Origin of the sequence: Mycolicibacterium aromaticivorans JS19b1 = JCM 16368 (assembly GCF_000559085.1) — a bacterium.
GTDB classification, from domain to species: Bacteria; Actinomycetota; Actinomycetes; order Mycobacteriales; family Mycobacteriaceae; genus Mycobacterium; species Mycobacterium aromaticivorans.
The window spans coordinates 4,460,632-4,473,849 of record NZ_JALN02000001.1 but is presented as its reverse complement, the minus strand read 5'-3'; the positions used below and the strand labels follow the sequence as shown (position 1 = coordinate 4,473,849).

Annotated in this window: 13 protein-coding genes; 9 read left to right on the top strand and 4 right to left on the bottom strand. The window is 65.3% G+C overall.

Features of this window, described 5'->3' with window-relative positions; genetic code table 11:
• Positions 1–32: 32 nt before the first annotated feature.
• Entirely contained in the window at positions 33–815 is a 783-nt protein-coding gene (locus tag Y900_RS21340) for a GntR family transcriptional regulator (RefSeq protein ID WP_420329835.1), read from the bottom strand.
• 103 nt (positions 816–918) lie between these two features.
• Here Y900_RS21340 and iolC point away from each other — a divergent pair, with 103 nt between their 5' ends.
• Genes iolC through Y900_RS21295 form a run of 9 tightly spaced genes read left to right on the top strand, consistent with a single transcriptional unit; the run spans position 919 to position 9,994 of the window.
• Positions 919–1,890, top strand: coding sequence for a 5-dehydro-2-deoxygluconokinase (gene iolC / locus Y900_RS21335; protein ID WP_051660190.1), 972 nt, complete (start codon positions 919–921; stop codon positions 1,888–1,890).
• Positions 1,883–2,761 carry a Cgl0159 family (beta/alpha)8-fold protein gene (locus tag Y900_RS21330; RefSeq protein ID WP_036344368.1) on the top strand — a complete coding sequence of 293 codons (879 nt, stop codon included), beginning with the start codon at positions 1,883–1,885 and terminating at the stop codon, positions 2,759–2,761. The genes iolC and Y900_RS21330 overlap by 8 nt, the downstream gene beginning before the upstream one ends.
• A gap of 6 nt (positions 2,762–2,767) precedes the next feature.
• Complete coding sequence (iolB, locus tag Y900_RS21325) at positions 2,768–3,643, top strand: 5-deoxy-glucuronate isomerase (protein WP_036344367.1); 876 nt, start codon at positions 2,768–2,770, stop codon at positions 3,641–3,643.
• Positions 3,644–3,645: 2 nt separating this feature from the next.
• Positions 3,646–5,595, top strand: a complete 1,950-nt coding sequence (gene iolD / locus Y900_RS21320; protein WP_036344364.1) for a 3D-(3,5/4)-trihydroxycyclohexane-1,2-dione acylhydrolase (decyclizing) — start codon at positions 3,646–3,648, stop codon at positions 5,593–5,595.
• Between the two features lie 11 nt (positions 5,596–5,606).
• A complete protein-coding gene (locus tag Y900_RS21315) occupies positions 5,607–6,509 on the top strand; it encodes a sugar phosphate isomerase/epimerase family protein (protein ID WP_036344363.1) in 903 nt (300 codons plus the stop codon).
• Positions 6,510–6,528: 19 nt separating this feature from the next.
• Positions 6,529–7,560: a Gfo/Idh/MocA family protein gene (locus Y900_RS21310; RefSeq protein WP_036344362.1), complete on the top strand. Its 1,032-nt coding sequence runs from the start codon at positions 6,529–6,531 to the stop codon at positions 7,558–7,560.
• Between the two features lies 1 nt (position 7,561).
• Complete coding sequence (locus Y900_RS21305) at positions 7,562–8,443, top strand: sugar phosphate isomerase/epimerase family protein (RefSeq protein ID WP_036344361.1); 882 nt, start codon at positions 7,562–7,564, stop codon at positions 8,441–8,443.
• A gap of 37 nt (positions 8,444–8,480) precedes the next feature.
• Entirely contained in the window at positions 8,481–9,248 is a 768-nt protein-coding gene (locus tag Y900_RS21300; protein WP_036344360.1) for an SDR family oxidoreductase, read from the top strand.
• Between the two features lie 26 nt (positions 9,249–9,274).
• A complete protein-coding gene (locus tag Y900_RS21295; RefSeq protein WP_036344359.1) occupies positions 9,275–9,994 on the top strand; it encodes a dienelactone hydrolase family protein in 720 nt (239 codons plus the stop codon).
• A 102-nt stretch (positions 9,995–10,096) separates the two neighbouring features.
• On the opposite strand, the gene trxA is transcribed toward Y900_RS21295, so the two are convergent.
• Genes trxA through Y900_RS21280 form a run of 3 tightly spaced genes read right to left on the bottom strand, consistent with a single transcriptional unit; the run spans position 10,097 to position 13,111 of the window.
• On the bottom strand, positions 10,097–10,456 hold the full coding sequence (gene trxA / locus Y900_RS21290; RefSeq protein ID WP_036344358.1) for a thioredoxin: 360 nt from the start codon (positions 10,454–10,456) through the stop codon (positions 10,097–10,099).
• A gap of 50 nt (positions 10,457–10,506) precedes the next feature.
• On the bottom strand, positions 10,507–11,709 hold the full coding sequence (locus tag Y900_RS21285; RefSeq protein ID WP_036344356.1) for an NAD(P)/FAD-dependent oxidoreductase: 1,203 nt from the start codon (positions 11,707–11,709) through the stop codon (positions 10,507–10,509).
• 22 nt (positions 11,710–11,731) lie between these two features.
• A complete protein-coding gene (locus Y900_RS21280; protein ID WP_036344355.1) occupies positions 11,732–13,111 on the bottom strand; it encodes an MBL fold metallo-hydrolase in 1,380 nt (459 codons plus the stop codon).
• Between the last annotated feature and the right edge of the window lie 107 nt (positions 13,112–13,218).

Genomic DNA, 13,218 nt, shown 5'->3' with positions numbered 1-13,218 from the left:
AGTTTCTGTCTGTTCGCGCAAGAACTAGAACATCAGCGGTCGACGAGCGTGGTGTCGAAGTAATACCGGGCGGCGCGATAGCAATGTGTACCGAATTCGACGGCGCGGCCGGAATCGTCGAATGCCGTGCGGTCCATGGTCAGCAGCGGCGCGCCCGGCTTCTCGTCGAGCAGTCGTGCTTCACTTCGGCTGGCCGCCCTCGCGCCGATGCGCTGGCTGGCCAGCCGGATATGGACGCCGCGGCCACGCAGTGACTGATACAGCCCGCTGCGTTCCAGTTCCTCGGCATCCGGGGCGATCTCGACCGGAAGGTAATTGGTCATCAGGGCCAGCGGCTCACCGTTGGCGCAGCGGAGTCGTTTGATGCAGGCGACCTCGCGACCCTCGGCAAGACTCAGTTCACGCGCGACGTCCTCGTTCGGCGGGCCGACGTGGTATTCCAGCAGTTGGGTGGTGGGGTCCTGTCCTGCCCGGGACAGGTCGTCGAACAGGCTCGTCAGTTCGACGCGGCGATGGACCGGATTCTGGACGACCTGGGTTCCGACGCCCCGCTTGCGGACCAGAAGACCCTTGTCGACGAGTTCCTGGATTGCCCGCCGCGTCGTGGGCCGCGACAGCGTCAACCTCTTGGCCAATGCGAGTTCATTTTCGAAACGGTCGCCCGGCGCGAGTTCGCCACTACGGATTGCCGCCTCGATCGCCTGAGAGAGCTGGTAGTACAAAGGAACGGGGCTTGACCTGTCCAGTTCAACCGGCAACGGCACATCGACTCCGATCTCGAACTCGAAAACCCAACAGTAGCTGCACTCTAACATCGATTGAGCTAAAGATAGAATGTCAGGACAAAGTATTGACATAGCGCTGTGACGCGGGGCACCCTCGTACACAAGTCCCCACCGAGCCCTGAAGAGAGCTGACGTGACTACTGACGCACCGTTCGACGTACTCGCCATCGGGCGCAGTGGCGTCGACATCTATCCGCTGCAGATCGGCGTCGGTCTCGAACGCGTGGAATCCTTCGGCAAGTTCCTCGGCGGCAGCGCAGCCAACGTCTCGGTGGCCGCCGCGCGACTGGGCAACCGCACCGCGCTGATCTCCGGAGCCGGCGCAGATCCGTTCGGCCGGTTCGTCCGTGCGGAGCTGAGCCGCCTCGGCGTGGACAACCGCTACGTCACCATCGACCCGCAATACCCGACTCCGGTGACTTTCTGCGAGATCTTCCCGCCGGACGACTTCCCGCTGTACTTCTACCGCAAGCCCTCGGCGCCCGATCTGCAGATCACCGCCGCCGACATCGATCTCGACGCCGTGCGCAACGCCCGGCTGTACTGGTCGACGGTGACGGGCCTGTCCGAAGAGCCAAGCCGCGGTGCGCATTTCGCGGCCTGGGAGGCGCGCGCACGCACACCATTGACGGTTCTCGACCTCGACTACCGGCCGATGTTCTGGGACTCCCCCGCCGCCGCCACCGCGCAGGTTCAGCGTGCACTGGCCCACGTGACAGTCGCTGTCGGCAACCGCGAAGAGTGTCAGATCGCCGTCGGGGAAACCAACCCGCACAAGGCTGCCGACGCGCTACTCGACCTCGGCGTCCAGCTGGCGATCGTCAAGCAGGGCCCGCGCGGGGTGCTGGGCAAGACCCGCAGCGCCTCGGTGACGGTGCCCCCGGTCGACGTCGACGTCGTCAACGGACTCGGAGCGGGCGACAGTTTCGGCGGCAGCTTGTGCCACGGCCTGCTGCGTGGTTGGCCGCTGGAGAAGACGCTGCGCTACGCCAACGCCGCAGGCGCGATCGTCGCATCACGGCTGGAATGCTCGACGGCGATGCCGACCACCGACGAGGTGGCCGAGCTCGCCGACCAGACGGCGGTGGGGGCCGTCAATGTCTAGCGCCTGCAAGGACTACGCGGACATCACCGATCTGCGAGTCGCCGACCCGGCCGCGATCGCGCGGGCATGGCAGGAGCGCACCACCCGGCCCGTCATGCGCGGCAACGGACGGCTGATGATCGTCGCCGCCGACCATCCGGCCCGGGGCGCCCTGGCCGTCGGCGCACGGCCCACCGCGATGAACAGCCGGACCGACCTACTCGACCGGCTGCGCTCGGCACTGGCCGACCCCGGCGTCGACGGAGTGCTGGCCACCTCCGACATCCTCGACGACCTGCTGCTGCTCGGCGCACTCGAGGACAAGGTGGTCTTCTCCTCGATGAATCGCGGCGGCCTGGCCGGCGCCTGTTTCGAGCTCGACGACCGCATGACGGCCGCGACCGCCGCGTCAACTGCCGCGGCGAAGATGAACGGCGGAAAGATGTTGTGCCGCATCGACCTCGCCGATCCGGGCACAGTCGCCACCCTGGCCGCATGCGCGCAGGCCGTCGACGAGCTGGCCGCGCACGGCTTGATTGCGATGCTCGAACCGTTCCTGTCCAGCCGGGTCGACGGCAAGGTGCGCAACGACCTGAGCCCCGATGCGGTGATCAAGTCCATCCACATCAGCCAGGGGCTGGGATCGACGTCGGCATACACCTGGATGAAGCTGCCGGTCGTCGACGAGATGGAGCGAGTGATGGACTCCACGACCTTGCCGACTCTCCTGCTGGGCGGCGACCCCGCCGATCCCGACGAGGCGTTCGCCAGTTGGGAGAAGGCATTGTCGCTGCCGTCGGTGCGGGGTCTGATCGTCGGCCGCACTCTGCTGTATCCGACGGATGACGATGTGAGTTCCGCGGTCGCGACAGCCGTGGCGATGGTGAGGTGACAACGGATGAACAGTAAGTACTATATTCCCGCCCGCAGCGCCGAGTTGCCCTTCACCGTCGACGTGACGCCCGAGTCCGCGGGATGGGCGGAGTCCTCGCTGCAGGTGGTGGGACTGGATGACAGCCAAACCATCGAGCTGACCACCGGCCGTACCGAGGTGATGATCCTGCCGCTATCGGGGGGCGGCAGGATCGACTGTGGCGGAGACACATTCGAGCTGTCACGGCGCGAATCGGTTTTCGACGGTCCTGCCGACATGGTCTACCTCGGCATCGACCAGACGTTCACGCTGATCGGCGAAGGCCGCTTCGCGATCTGTGGGGCGCGCGCCACCCGGTCCTTCCCGAACCGCCGGGTCGCGGCAGCCGACGTGGCCGTCGAGTTACGCGGGGCCGGCAACTGCAGCCGCCAGGTGCACAACTTCGGCACCGCAACCACGTTCGAGGCCGACTCGCTGATCGCCTGCGAGGTCATCACCCCCGGCGGCAATTGGTCGAGCTATCCCGCGCACAAGCATGAGGAGAACAGCGACGTCGAGACGCAGCTCGAGGAGATCTACTACTTCGAGATCGCCGACAGCCCGGCAGGCACCCCCGGCTTCGGCTATCACCGTGTCTACGGCACCCCGCAGCGCCCTATCGAGGTGCTCGAAGAGGTCCGCTCGGGCGACGTGGTGCTGGTACCGCACGGCTACCACGGTCCGTCGATCGCCGCGCCCGGCCACCACATGTACTACCTCAACGTGATGGCAGGCTCCGGACCGAACCGGGCCTGGCTGATCTGTGACGACCCGAACCACACCTGGCTGCGCGGCAGCTGGGAACACCAGCAGGTCGATCCCCGGCTGCCGATGGGCAGCCCGTCCGGGCAAGGAGTCTGATCGTGGTATCGACCGCGCCGAAGTCGACCGAGAAGCTGGCCGACTCCGAAGGTACCGTGCGACTCACCGTGGCACAGGCCACCATTCGGTTCCTCGCCAACCAGTACGTCGAGCGTGACGGGGTACGCCGGAAGTTCTTCGCCGGATGCCTGGGCATCTTCGGCCATGGCAACGTGGCCGGCCTGGGTCAGGCGCTGCTGCAGGACGAAGTCGAATCGCTGGCGGCCGGTCGCCAGCCGGGTCTCAAGTACGTGCTGGGCCGCAACGAGCAGGCCATGGTGCACACCGCCGTCGCGTACGCCCGGCAGAAGGACCGCCTGGAGGCCTGGGCCGTCACCGCGAGCGTCGGACCCGGATCCACCAACATGCTCACCGGTGCGGCGTTGGCGACCATCAACCGGCTGCCGGTACTGCTGCTGCCTGCCGACACCTTCGCCACCCGGGTCAGTTCACCCGTGCTGCAGGAGCTCGAGCTGCCGTCCTCTGGTGACGTCACGGTCAACGATGCGTTCAAGCCGTTGTCACGCTACTTCGATCGGGTGTGGCGACCCGAGCAGCTGCCCGCCGCACTTCTGGGTGCCATGCGCGTGCTCACCGACCCGGTCGAAACCGGAGCGGCCACCGTATCGATCCCCCAGGATGTGCAAGCGCAAGCCCACGACTGGCCGGAATCGCTGTTCGCCGAACGCACGTGGCACGTCGCCCGCCCCATGCCGGAACGTACGGTGATCACCCGCGCCGCCGAGATCATCGCCGCCGCGACCAAGCCGCTGATCATCGCCGGTGGCGGCGTGCACTATTCGGAAGCCGAAGACGCGCTGGCCGCGTTCTGTGAGCAGACCGGCATCCCGGTCTCCGAAAGCCAGGCCGGCAAGGGGTCACTGCGCTTCGACCATCCGCAATCGGTCGGGGCCGTCGGCTCGACGGGAACCACGGCGGCCAACGCGCTGGCCGCCGACGCCGACGTGATCATCGGGATCGGAACCCGCTACAGCGATTTCACCTCGGCATCGCGCACCGCGTTCAACACTCCGGATGTCCGGTTCGTCAACATCAATGTCGCCTCGCTGGATTCGGTGAAACAGGGCGGCGTCAGTATGGTGTCGGATGCCCGGGAAGCCATCGACGCGTTGGGTCCCGCACTCAAGGGCTACACCGTCAGCGACGAATATCGTTCCCGGGTAACCGAACTCGCCGCCGAGTGGGACGATGCCGTGTCGTCGGTGTACGCCTGCGAGGACGGCGCGGCGCTCAACCAGAATCAGGCCATTGGCCTGGTCAACACACTCTCGGATCCTCGTGACGTGGTGGTGTGCGCGGCCGGGTCGATGCCCGGCGATCTGCACAAGCTGTGGCGCGCCCGCGACCGCAAGGGCTATCACGTCGAATACGGCTACTCGTGCATGGGTTACGAGATCGCCGGCGGTATCGGCGTTCGGATGGCCGACGACGACCGCGACGTGTTCGTCATGGTCGGCGACGGCTCCTACCTGATGATGGCCACCGAGCTGGTGACCGCCGTCCAGGAGGGCATCAAGATCATCCCGGTCCTGGTGCAGAACCACGGATTCGCCTCCATCGGTGGGCTTTCCGAATCACTGGGTTCGCAACGATTCGGTACCGCCTACCGGTACCGGACGGACGACGGCCGGCTCGACGGCGACACGCTGCCGGTCGATCTGGCCGCGAATGCCGCCAGCCTGGGCGCCGACGTCATCAAGGTGGGCACGGCCGCGGAGTTCACCGACGCGGTCAAGACGGCCAAGGCAGCGGAGCGCGTCACCGTCATTCATGTGGAGACCGATCCCCTGATCTACGCACCCGACAGCCAGAGCTGGTGGGACGTACCGGTCAGCCAGGAATCAACATTGGCCTCCACTCAACAGGCCTACCAGAGGTATGCGGACTGGAAGAAAGTCCAACGCCCCCTTATCAACCCGTCAGATCGCTAAGGACGCCCATCGTGAGCACCATTGTCGTCGGATCAGCACCGGACTCCTGGGGTGTGTGGTTCCCGGACGATCCCCAGCAGACCCCTTACTCCCGGTTCCTCGACGAAGTCGCCGCATCGGGCTACCAGTGGATCGAGCTGGGCCCGTTCGGCTACCTTCCGACCGATCCTCAGCAACTCTCGGATGAGCTGGCGGCGCGCAACCTGAAGCTTTCGGCGGGAACGGTCTTCGAACACCTGCATCACGACGATTCGTGGTCCGCAGTCTGGAAACAGATCGAGGACGTCGCGAAACTGACTGCCGCCGTGGGCGGTAAGCATGTCGTGGTGATCCCGGAGATGTGGCGCGACCCGTCGTCCGGCGCGGTGCTGGAAGACCGAACTCTGACACCCGAGCAGTGGCGCAAGAAGACCCAGGGGATGAACGAACTGGGCAAGGCGATGTTCGAGCAGTACGGGGTTCGGGCGCAGTATCACCCCCACGCCGACAGTCACGTCGACACCGAGGAGAACGTCTACCGCTTTCTCGACGGCACCGACGGCGGGTTCGTGAACCTGTGCCTCGACACCGGTCACATCTCCTATTGCGGCGGCGACAACATCGCGATCATCCGCCGCGCACCCGAGCGCATCGGCTACCTTCACCTCAAGCAGGTCGATCCGGAAGTGCGGGCCAAGGTCGAAGCCGAGGACCTGCCGTTCGGCGAGGCCGTCAAGCTCGGCGCAATGACCGAGCCGCCACGCGGAATCCCGGACATGCCACCGCTTCTCGCCGAGATCGAGAAGCTCGGCATCGACGTGTTCGCGATCGTCGAACAAGACATGTACCCGTGCGAGGTCGACGCTCCGCTGCCCATCGCCAAGCGCACCCGCACCTACCTCGGGTCCTGCGGCGTCCCGTCCGTCCGGTTCTAGTTCAGGAGAGATTCACCCCATGTCTGACCTTCGTGTCGCCGTACTCGGTGTCGGCATCATGGGCGCCGACCATGTCGCCCGCCTGACGTCGACGATCTCCGGTGCCCATGTGGCCGTCGTCAACGACTACCTCACGGACAAGGCCGAGCAGATCGCTGCGGGCCTGCCGGGTTGCCGGGTGGTCGCCGATCCGCTGGACGCCATCGCCGACCCGGACGTCGACGCCGTCGTGCTGGCCACGCCGGGACCCGCCCACGAGAAGCAACTGCTGGCCTGCCTGGAGCACGGCAAGCCGGTGCTGTGCGAGAAGCCGCTGACCACCGATGTGGAGACCTCGTTGGAGGTGGTCAAACGTGAGGCCGAGCTCGGAAAGCGGCTCATCCAAGTCGGTTTCATGCGCCGCTTCGACCACGAGTACGCCGCGCTGAAGGCGATGCTGGACTCCGGCGAGCTGGGCCGCCCGCTGGTGTTGCACTGTGCGCACCGCAATCCCGCCGTGCCGCCGTCATTCGACAGCGCGATGATCGTCCGCGACTCGCTGGTGCACGAGGTCGATGTGACGCGCTTCCTGTTCAACGAGGAGATCATCGCCATCCAGATCATCACGCCGTCGGCCAACCCGGGTGCGCCCGACGGGGTGGCCGACCCGCAGATCGCCATCATGCGCACCGCATCCGGTAAGCATGTTGATGTCGAGCTGTTCGTGACCACCGGTGTCGCCTACGAGGTGCGCACCGAGGTGGTTGCCGAAAAGGGCAGCGCCATGATCGGTTTGGACGTCGGCCTGATCCGCAAGACCGCGCCGGGCACCTGGGGTGGCCAGATCACGCCCGGTTTCCGGGAACGCTTCGGCCAGGCCTACGACACGGAATTCCAGCGCTGGGTGGACGCCGTGCGGCACGGGTCGTCGACCGGAAATTACGTGGACGGCCCGTCGGCGTGGGACGGCTACGCCGCCGCGGCGGTGTGCGAGGCCGGCGTGCAGTCGCTGAACAGCGGCAAGCCCGTGGAGGTCACGATGGTGGCCCGCGAGACGATCGCGGGCGCGTGAGATGAAGATCGCCCTGGATCCCACCCCGTTCCACCACGATCACGCGCTACTCGAATTTCCGCGCTTGGTCGCCGATCTGGGCTATGAGTACCTGCAGCTGACTCCGCATCGCGATTTCATCCCGTTCTTCAACCACCCACGCGCCGACGACGAGCTGGTGGCCACGTTCCGTAAGGCCTGCGCCGACGCAGGAGTCGGGATCGCCTCGGTGTTGCCGGTACTGCGCTGGTCGGCGCCGGACGAGGATGCTCGCGAAGCCGCGGTACGCAATTGGAAGCGCGTCATCCAGATCACTGTGGACCTCGGCGTGAATGTGATCAACACCGAGTTCGCCGGCCGCCCCGAAAAAGCCGAAGAGTCGGAGCGGTCGTTCTTCCGGTCCATGGAGGAACTGCTGCCGATCATCGAGCGCGAAGGACTCGACGTCCGAATCGATCCGCACCCCGACGACTTCGTCGAGGACGGGATGGAGGCGTTGCGGATCATCCGCGGGGTCAACTCCCCCAATATCGGCATGGTCTTCGTCGCGTGCCACGCCTTCCACATGGGCGGGAACATGGGCGACATTATGCGGGCCGCCCGCGACAAGCTGCGGCTGGTGCACGTGGCCGACACCATGGACCATCACCGCAGCCACGGCCTGCGCTACATCACCAATCCGCCGGGCAGCCCGGTACGAGTGCATCAGCACCTCAAGATCGGTGACGGTGACATCGACTGGGAGGAGTTTTTCTCCGGCCTGGCCGAGATCGGCTTTTACGACCGGTCCGACACCGTGATGGTTTCCTCGGTGTTCGCCGAAGACGAGAACGCGCACGAGGTCTCGCGCTACCAGTTGGCGACGATGACGGACTACGTCGCGAAATACCGCGCCTGCCGGTAGGTGTTGACCCCTGGTAACCGACACCGAGGAGCAGACCATGGCCGCAACCAACGGCAAAGCCATCGACGGCAGCATCGCACTGGTCACAGGCGCCAACCGCGGCCTCGGCCGGGCGTTCACCCAGGCGCTGCTGGACCGCGGCGCCACCAAGGTCTACGCCGCCGCCCGTAACCCGAGCAGCGTCGCGTTCGACGATTCGCGGGTGGTACCGGTCGCCCTGGACATCACCGACGCTGACGCCGTGCGCGCCGCGGCGCAGGCCTGCGCCGACGTGTCGGTGTTGATCAACAACGCCGGCGCCATGCTGCAGTCGCCGTTCCTGACCGCCGAGGATCCCGATGCCGCCCGGGTCGAGATGGAGACCAACTACTTCGGCACGCTGGCGATGGCACGCGCGTTCGCGCCCGTGCTGGCCGCACAGCCGGGCGGCAGCGCACTGGTGAACATGCTCTCGGTGGTCAGCTTCTTCGTCTCTCCCTTCAACGCCTCCTACGGGGCTTCCAAGGCCGCCGAGTGGGCGTTGACCAACGCGCTGCGGATCGAGTTGCACGGCCAGGGCACGCATGTCGTCGGTGTGCACGCCGGGTTCATCGACACCGATATGGCCGCGGTGATCGACGGCCCGAAGATCGCACCCGAGGACGTCGCGGCCCAGACCATGGACGCCATCGAGGGCGGCTCGCCCGAGGTCCTGGCCGACGAGCGCACCCGGATGACGAAGAATTCGGTACCCACCGATCAGACGTCGATCTACCCGGACATCCAGAAAGCCTGGGACGCCGGCAACAACCCCTGGCGGAGTTGATCACCTAACGGGCAAGATGCCCTTCCATGGAGACCACGTTTCCCGCTCCGGCGGGCCCGCTGCCTGCCTATCAAGCACGGCCGGCCGGCGACGGACCGTGGCCCGGCGTCGTGATCGTGCACGACGCGATGGGCATGACGGGTGACATCAAACGCATCACCGACCGGTTCGCCGACAACGGCTACCTCGCGATCACCCCGGCGCTGTATCACCGGGGCAATCGGCTGCTCTGCGTGGTGCGCACCCTGCAGGCGTTCAAGAAGGGCAAAGGGACCGCCGTCGATGACCTCATCGCCGCCCGCGACCACCTGATGGCCGACCCGGCGTGCAACGGCAAAGTCGGCGTGATCGGATTCTGCATGGGCGGTGGGTTCTGCCTCGTGCTGGCACCGACCGGACACTTCGACGCCTCGGCCCCCAATTACGGGGAATGGCCCTCGGACATCTCGGCGATCCCGAACTCGTGCCCGACCGTGGCCAGTTACGGCGCCATGGACTGGATGCTCAAGGGTGCGGCCGACAAACTGGAAGACCTGCTGTCGACCAACGACGTGCCGCGCGACATCAAGGAATATCCGACCGTCGGGCATTCCTTCATGAACAACTGGGACACCCCGCGACCGGTGAAGGTCATCGAACGCGTGGTGAAGATGAACTACTCACGCCCCGAAGCAGAGGACGCCTGGCAGCGGGTGTTCGCGTTCTTCGGCGAACACCTCAGGGATTCCGGGCCGGCCGGTAGCTGAGGCTCCTGAGTACGACCGTCGAGCGTCCCGCTCTCGGGCAACTCGAGGTCGAAGTCGGCCGCGGCTGAAAGATTGAGTTCAGGTGTTGGGGCCGAACACCATTCAGGACTTCGCGGCGACCTTGGCGCGGACGTCTTCCATGTCGAGTTCCTTGACCCGGGTGATCAGGTCCTCGAGTGCGGCAGCCGGCATCGCACCCGGCTGGCGGTAGACGAGGATGCCGTCGCGAAACGCCATGATCGTCGGGATGGCTTGGATCTCCAGTGCTGCGGCGAGTTCCTGCTGCGCTTCCGTGTCGACCTTGGCGTGAACCACGTCGGGGTGCGACTTCGACGAGCGGTCGAAGATCGGAGCGAAGGCGCGGCACGGGCCGCACCAGGAAGCCCAGAAGTCGATGAGCACAACTGGATTCTCGGTAACCGTCGCTTCGAAGTCGGCGGCGGTCAGGTTGCTGGTTGTCATTGTGATTCCTTTCCTTTGCGATGCAAGTCTTCTGTGTTGCAAGCGAATTGCTAAGCCAGGCCCTTGAGCATCAGATTCCAGTACATGAAGGGGAGCCCGTATTTCTTCAGGTACCAGTAGGCGCGGTGCGGCGTCGTCGGATTGAGCAGAGGGAAGGTGGGTTCCAACTGCAGGTCGTAGTCGAACTCGGCGAGCAGCATCGCATGCGACGAGGTGACGATCGGGCACGAGGAGTAACCGTCATACGATGCCCGCAGTGGCTGTTTCGTCAAGAACGCCTCGATGTTATCGGCGACCACGGGGGCCTGTTTGCGGATCGCGGCACCCGTCTTTGAGTTCGGCGACGAACCAACGTCACCCAGACTGAACACATTTGGGTACCGCACGTGTTGCATCGTGTGCTTGTCGATATCGACGTAACCCGTCGCGTCACCGGTCGACAGCGGACTGGTCTTGATCCAGTCCGGCGCCGACTGCAGCGGGACGGCGTGCAATACGTCGTAGGGCAGCATGGTGTCCGTCCCACCGGGAGCGACGCTGGTGATGCCGACCTTGCGCGCCGCGGCGTCGACCGACGTCACTTCGGAATTGGTGTGCAAGGTGATTCCGTAGTCGGCGATGACCTTGTCGAGGCTGTCCGCGATCGCCGGAATGCCGAACGGCCGCGCACCCGGCATGACCAGGTGGACGTCGATGTCGGAGAGCACTCCCTGCTTTCGCCAATAGTCCGATGCCAGGTAGGCGATCTTCTGCGGCGCGCCGGCGCACTTGATGGCGCCGGACGGAACGGAGAACACCGCGGTGCCCGAACGCAGGTTGCGGATGAAGTCCCAGGTGCGCGGTGCGAGGTCGAACCGGTAGTTCGACGAAACCCCGTCGCGGCCCAGGGCGTCCTCCAGGCCCTCGGTGCGGTTCCAGTCGAGCTGGATGCCCGGACTCACGACGAGCACGTCATACTCGTAGGTCGCTCCGTCGACGCACGTCACCGTGTTGTTCTCGGGGGCAAAGGCACTGGCGGCGTTCGTGATCCAGGTGGCACCCTTGGGCATGACTGAGGACTCGTCGCGCTCGGTCGTCGAGGCCTTCGCCTGTCCGGCGCCGACCAACGTCCACAACGGTTGGTAGTAGTGCTTGCTCGACGGTTCGATCACGGCGACGTCGGTGTAGCCCTTGCGGAGCATCCGCGCCGCGACGGTGATACCGGCAGTTCCGCCGCCGACGATCAGGATCTGGTGTTTGGCTGTGATGGTCATGGTGGTTGTCCTCCTCGGAAAATCAGGCGTTCTGGTGGGCGTCGTCCCAGGCGCCATAGCCGCCCAGGATGTCGCTCACATCGGGGAAACCGTTCTGCCGCAACAAGCTCGCGGCGACGGACGACCGGTAGCCGCCGGCGCAGTACACGACGGTGGGCTTGGTGGGATCCAGTTCATCCAATCGGGAAGGCAGCTGGCCGACCGGAATCGCAATGGCATTCGGAACGGCGCCCGCCGCGACCTCACCGGGGTTGCGCACATCGACAATCTGTAGATCGGCCAGCTCGGCGGCGCGCTGATCGAATGCCTGGGCGGTCAGCCGGGAGGCAACCGCAACGTCGCCGCGATTCTCGAACATCACTTCGAAAGGCTTGTCCAGGTAGCCGATCACCCGGTCGAAACCGATCCGGGCGAGCCGGTTTTTGCCTTCCAGTTCCTGACCGGGTTCGGTCAAGAGAACGATGTCGACGTCGGACGGAAGCACCGATCCGGCGAACTCGGCGTAACGACCTTCGAGTCCGATGTTGATCGCGCTGCGAAGATGGCCTTGGGCGAATTCCTCAGGGGTTCGCCCGTCCACGAGGACGGCGCCGCTGTCGATCGCGGCACGGACCTGGTCGTAGGTCATGGCGGGCGGCATCTTGGTCTCATCCAGCAGTCCGCGATCCTTGCGGTTGAGGATGGCGTCGTAGACGAAATACCCGGGCGCGGGCGGCTGACCCTCGGTGACGAGGCTCATGAACGTCGCCTTGTCGGGTGCGCGCAGCGCGTAGTTGGTCGCCTTCTGGTCACCCATCGTCGACCACAGATCCGTGGACAGGTTCTTGCCGCAGGCCGAGCCGGCACCGTGTGCGGGATACACCCGCGTCGCGTCAGGCAGCGTCATCAGCTTGTCGTGCAGCGAGTGGTACAGCTTGTCGGCGAGCTCCTCGCGGGTGAATCCAATCGAGGCGAGTAGATCAGGCCGGCCGACATCGCCGATGAACAAGGTGTCCCCGGTCATCACGCCATAGGGAACGGAATCGCCGGCGTGCTCGTAGATCACCACGCTCATCGACTCCGGCGTGTGGCCGGGAGTGTGTCGGAACTCCAGCGTGACGTCACCGAGAGAATATCGCTGGCCGTCGGCAACCCCCATGGAGTCGAACTCGGTCTCCGCGACCGAGGAGTAGACGATCTTCGCCCCGGTCGCCGCGGCCAGCTCCAGGTGGCCGGACAGAAAATCGGCGTGGAAATGGGTTTCGATCACCAACTCGATGGTCAACCCACGCTTCTTGGCATCGGCCACATACTCCGCCACGTCACGCTGCGGGTCGACAACGACTGCACGGCCGGTGGTTTCATCACCGATCAGGTACGAAGCGTGGGACAGGCAGTCCAGGTAGTACTGCTGCAGAATCATCGCCGTCTTCCTTCTTGGTCTGTCGGCATCGCCATATTGGCTATACCCCTATGGGTATCATAATGTACCCCAGGGGGTATCTTATTCCGACGCTTCGAACTGTGACG

Coding starts and splice junctions, on each gene's coding strand:
- Y900_RS21310 (WP_036344362.1), top strand. CDS start 6,529: ATGTCTGACCTTCGTGTCGCCGTACTCGGTGTCGGCATCATGGGCGCC.
- trxA (WP_036344358.1), bottom strand. CDS start 10,456: ATGACAACCAGCAACCTGACCGCCGCCGACTTCGAAGCGACGGTTACC.
- Y900_RS21330 (WP_036344368.1), top strand. CDS start 1,883: ATGTCTAGCGCCTGCAAGGACTACGCGGACATCACCGATCTGCGAGTC.
- Y900_RS21305 (WP_036344361.1), top strand. CDS start 7,562: ATGAAGATCGCCCTGGATCCCACCCCGTTCCACCACGATCACGCGCTA.
- Y900_RS21280 (WP_036344355.1), bottom strand. CDS start 13,111: ATGATTCTGCAGCAGTACTACCTGGACTGCCTGTCCCACGCTTCGTAC.
- iolB (WP_036344367.1), top strand. CDS start 2,768: ATGAACAGTAAGTACTATATTCCCGCCCGCAGCGCCGAGTTGCCCTTC.
- Y900_RS21295 (WP_036344359.1), top strand. CDS start 9,275: ATGGAGACCACGTTTCCCGCTCCGGCGGGCCCGCTGCCTGCCTATCAA.
- Y900_RS21285 (WP_036344356.1), bottom strand. CDS start 11,709: ATGACCATCACAGCCAAACACCAGATCCTGATCGTCGGCGGCGGAACT.
- Y900_RS21340 (WP_420329835.1), bottom strand. CDS start 815: ATGTTAGAGTGCAGCTACTGTTGGGTTTTCGAGTTCGAGATCGGAGTC.
- Y900_RS21300 (WP_036344360.1), top strand. CDS start 8,481: ATGGCCGCAACCAACGGCAAAGCCATCGACGGCAGCATCGCACTGGTC.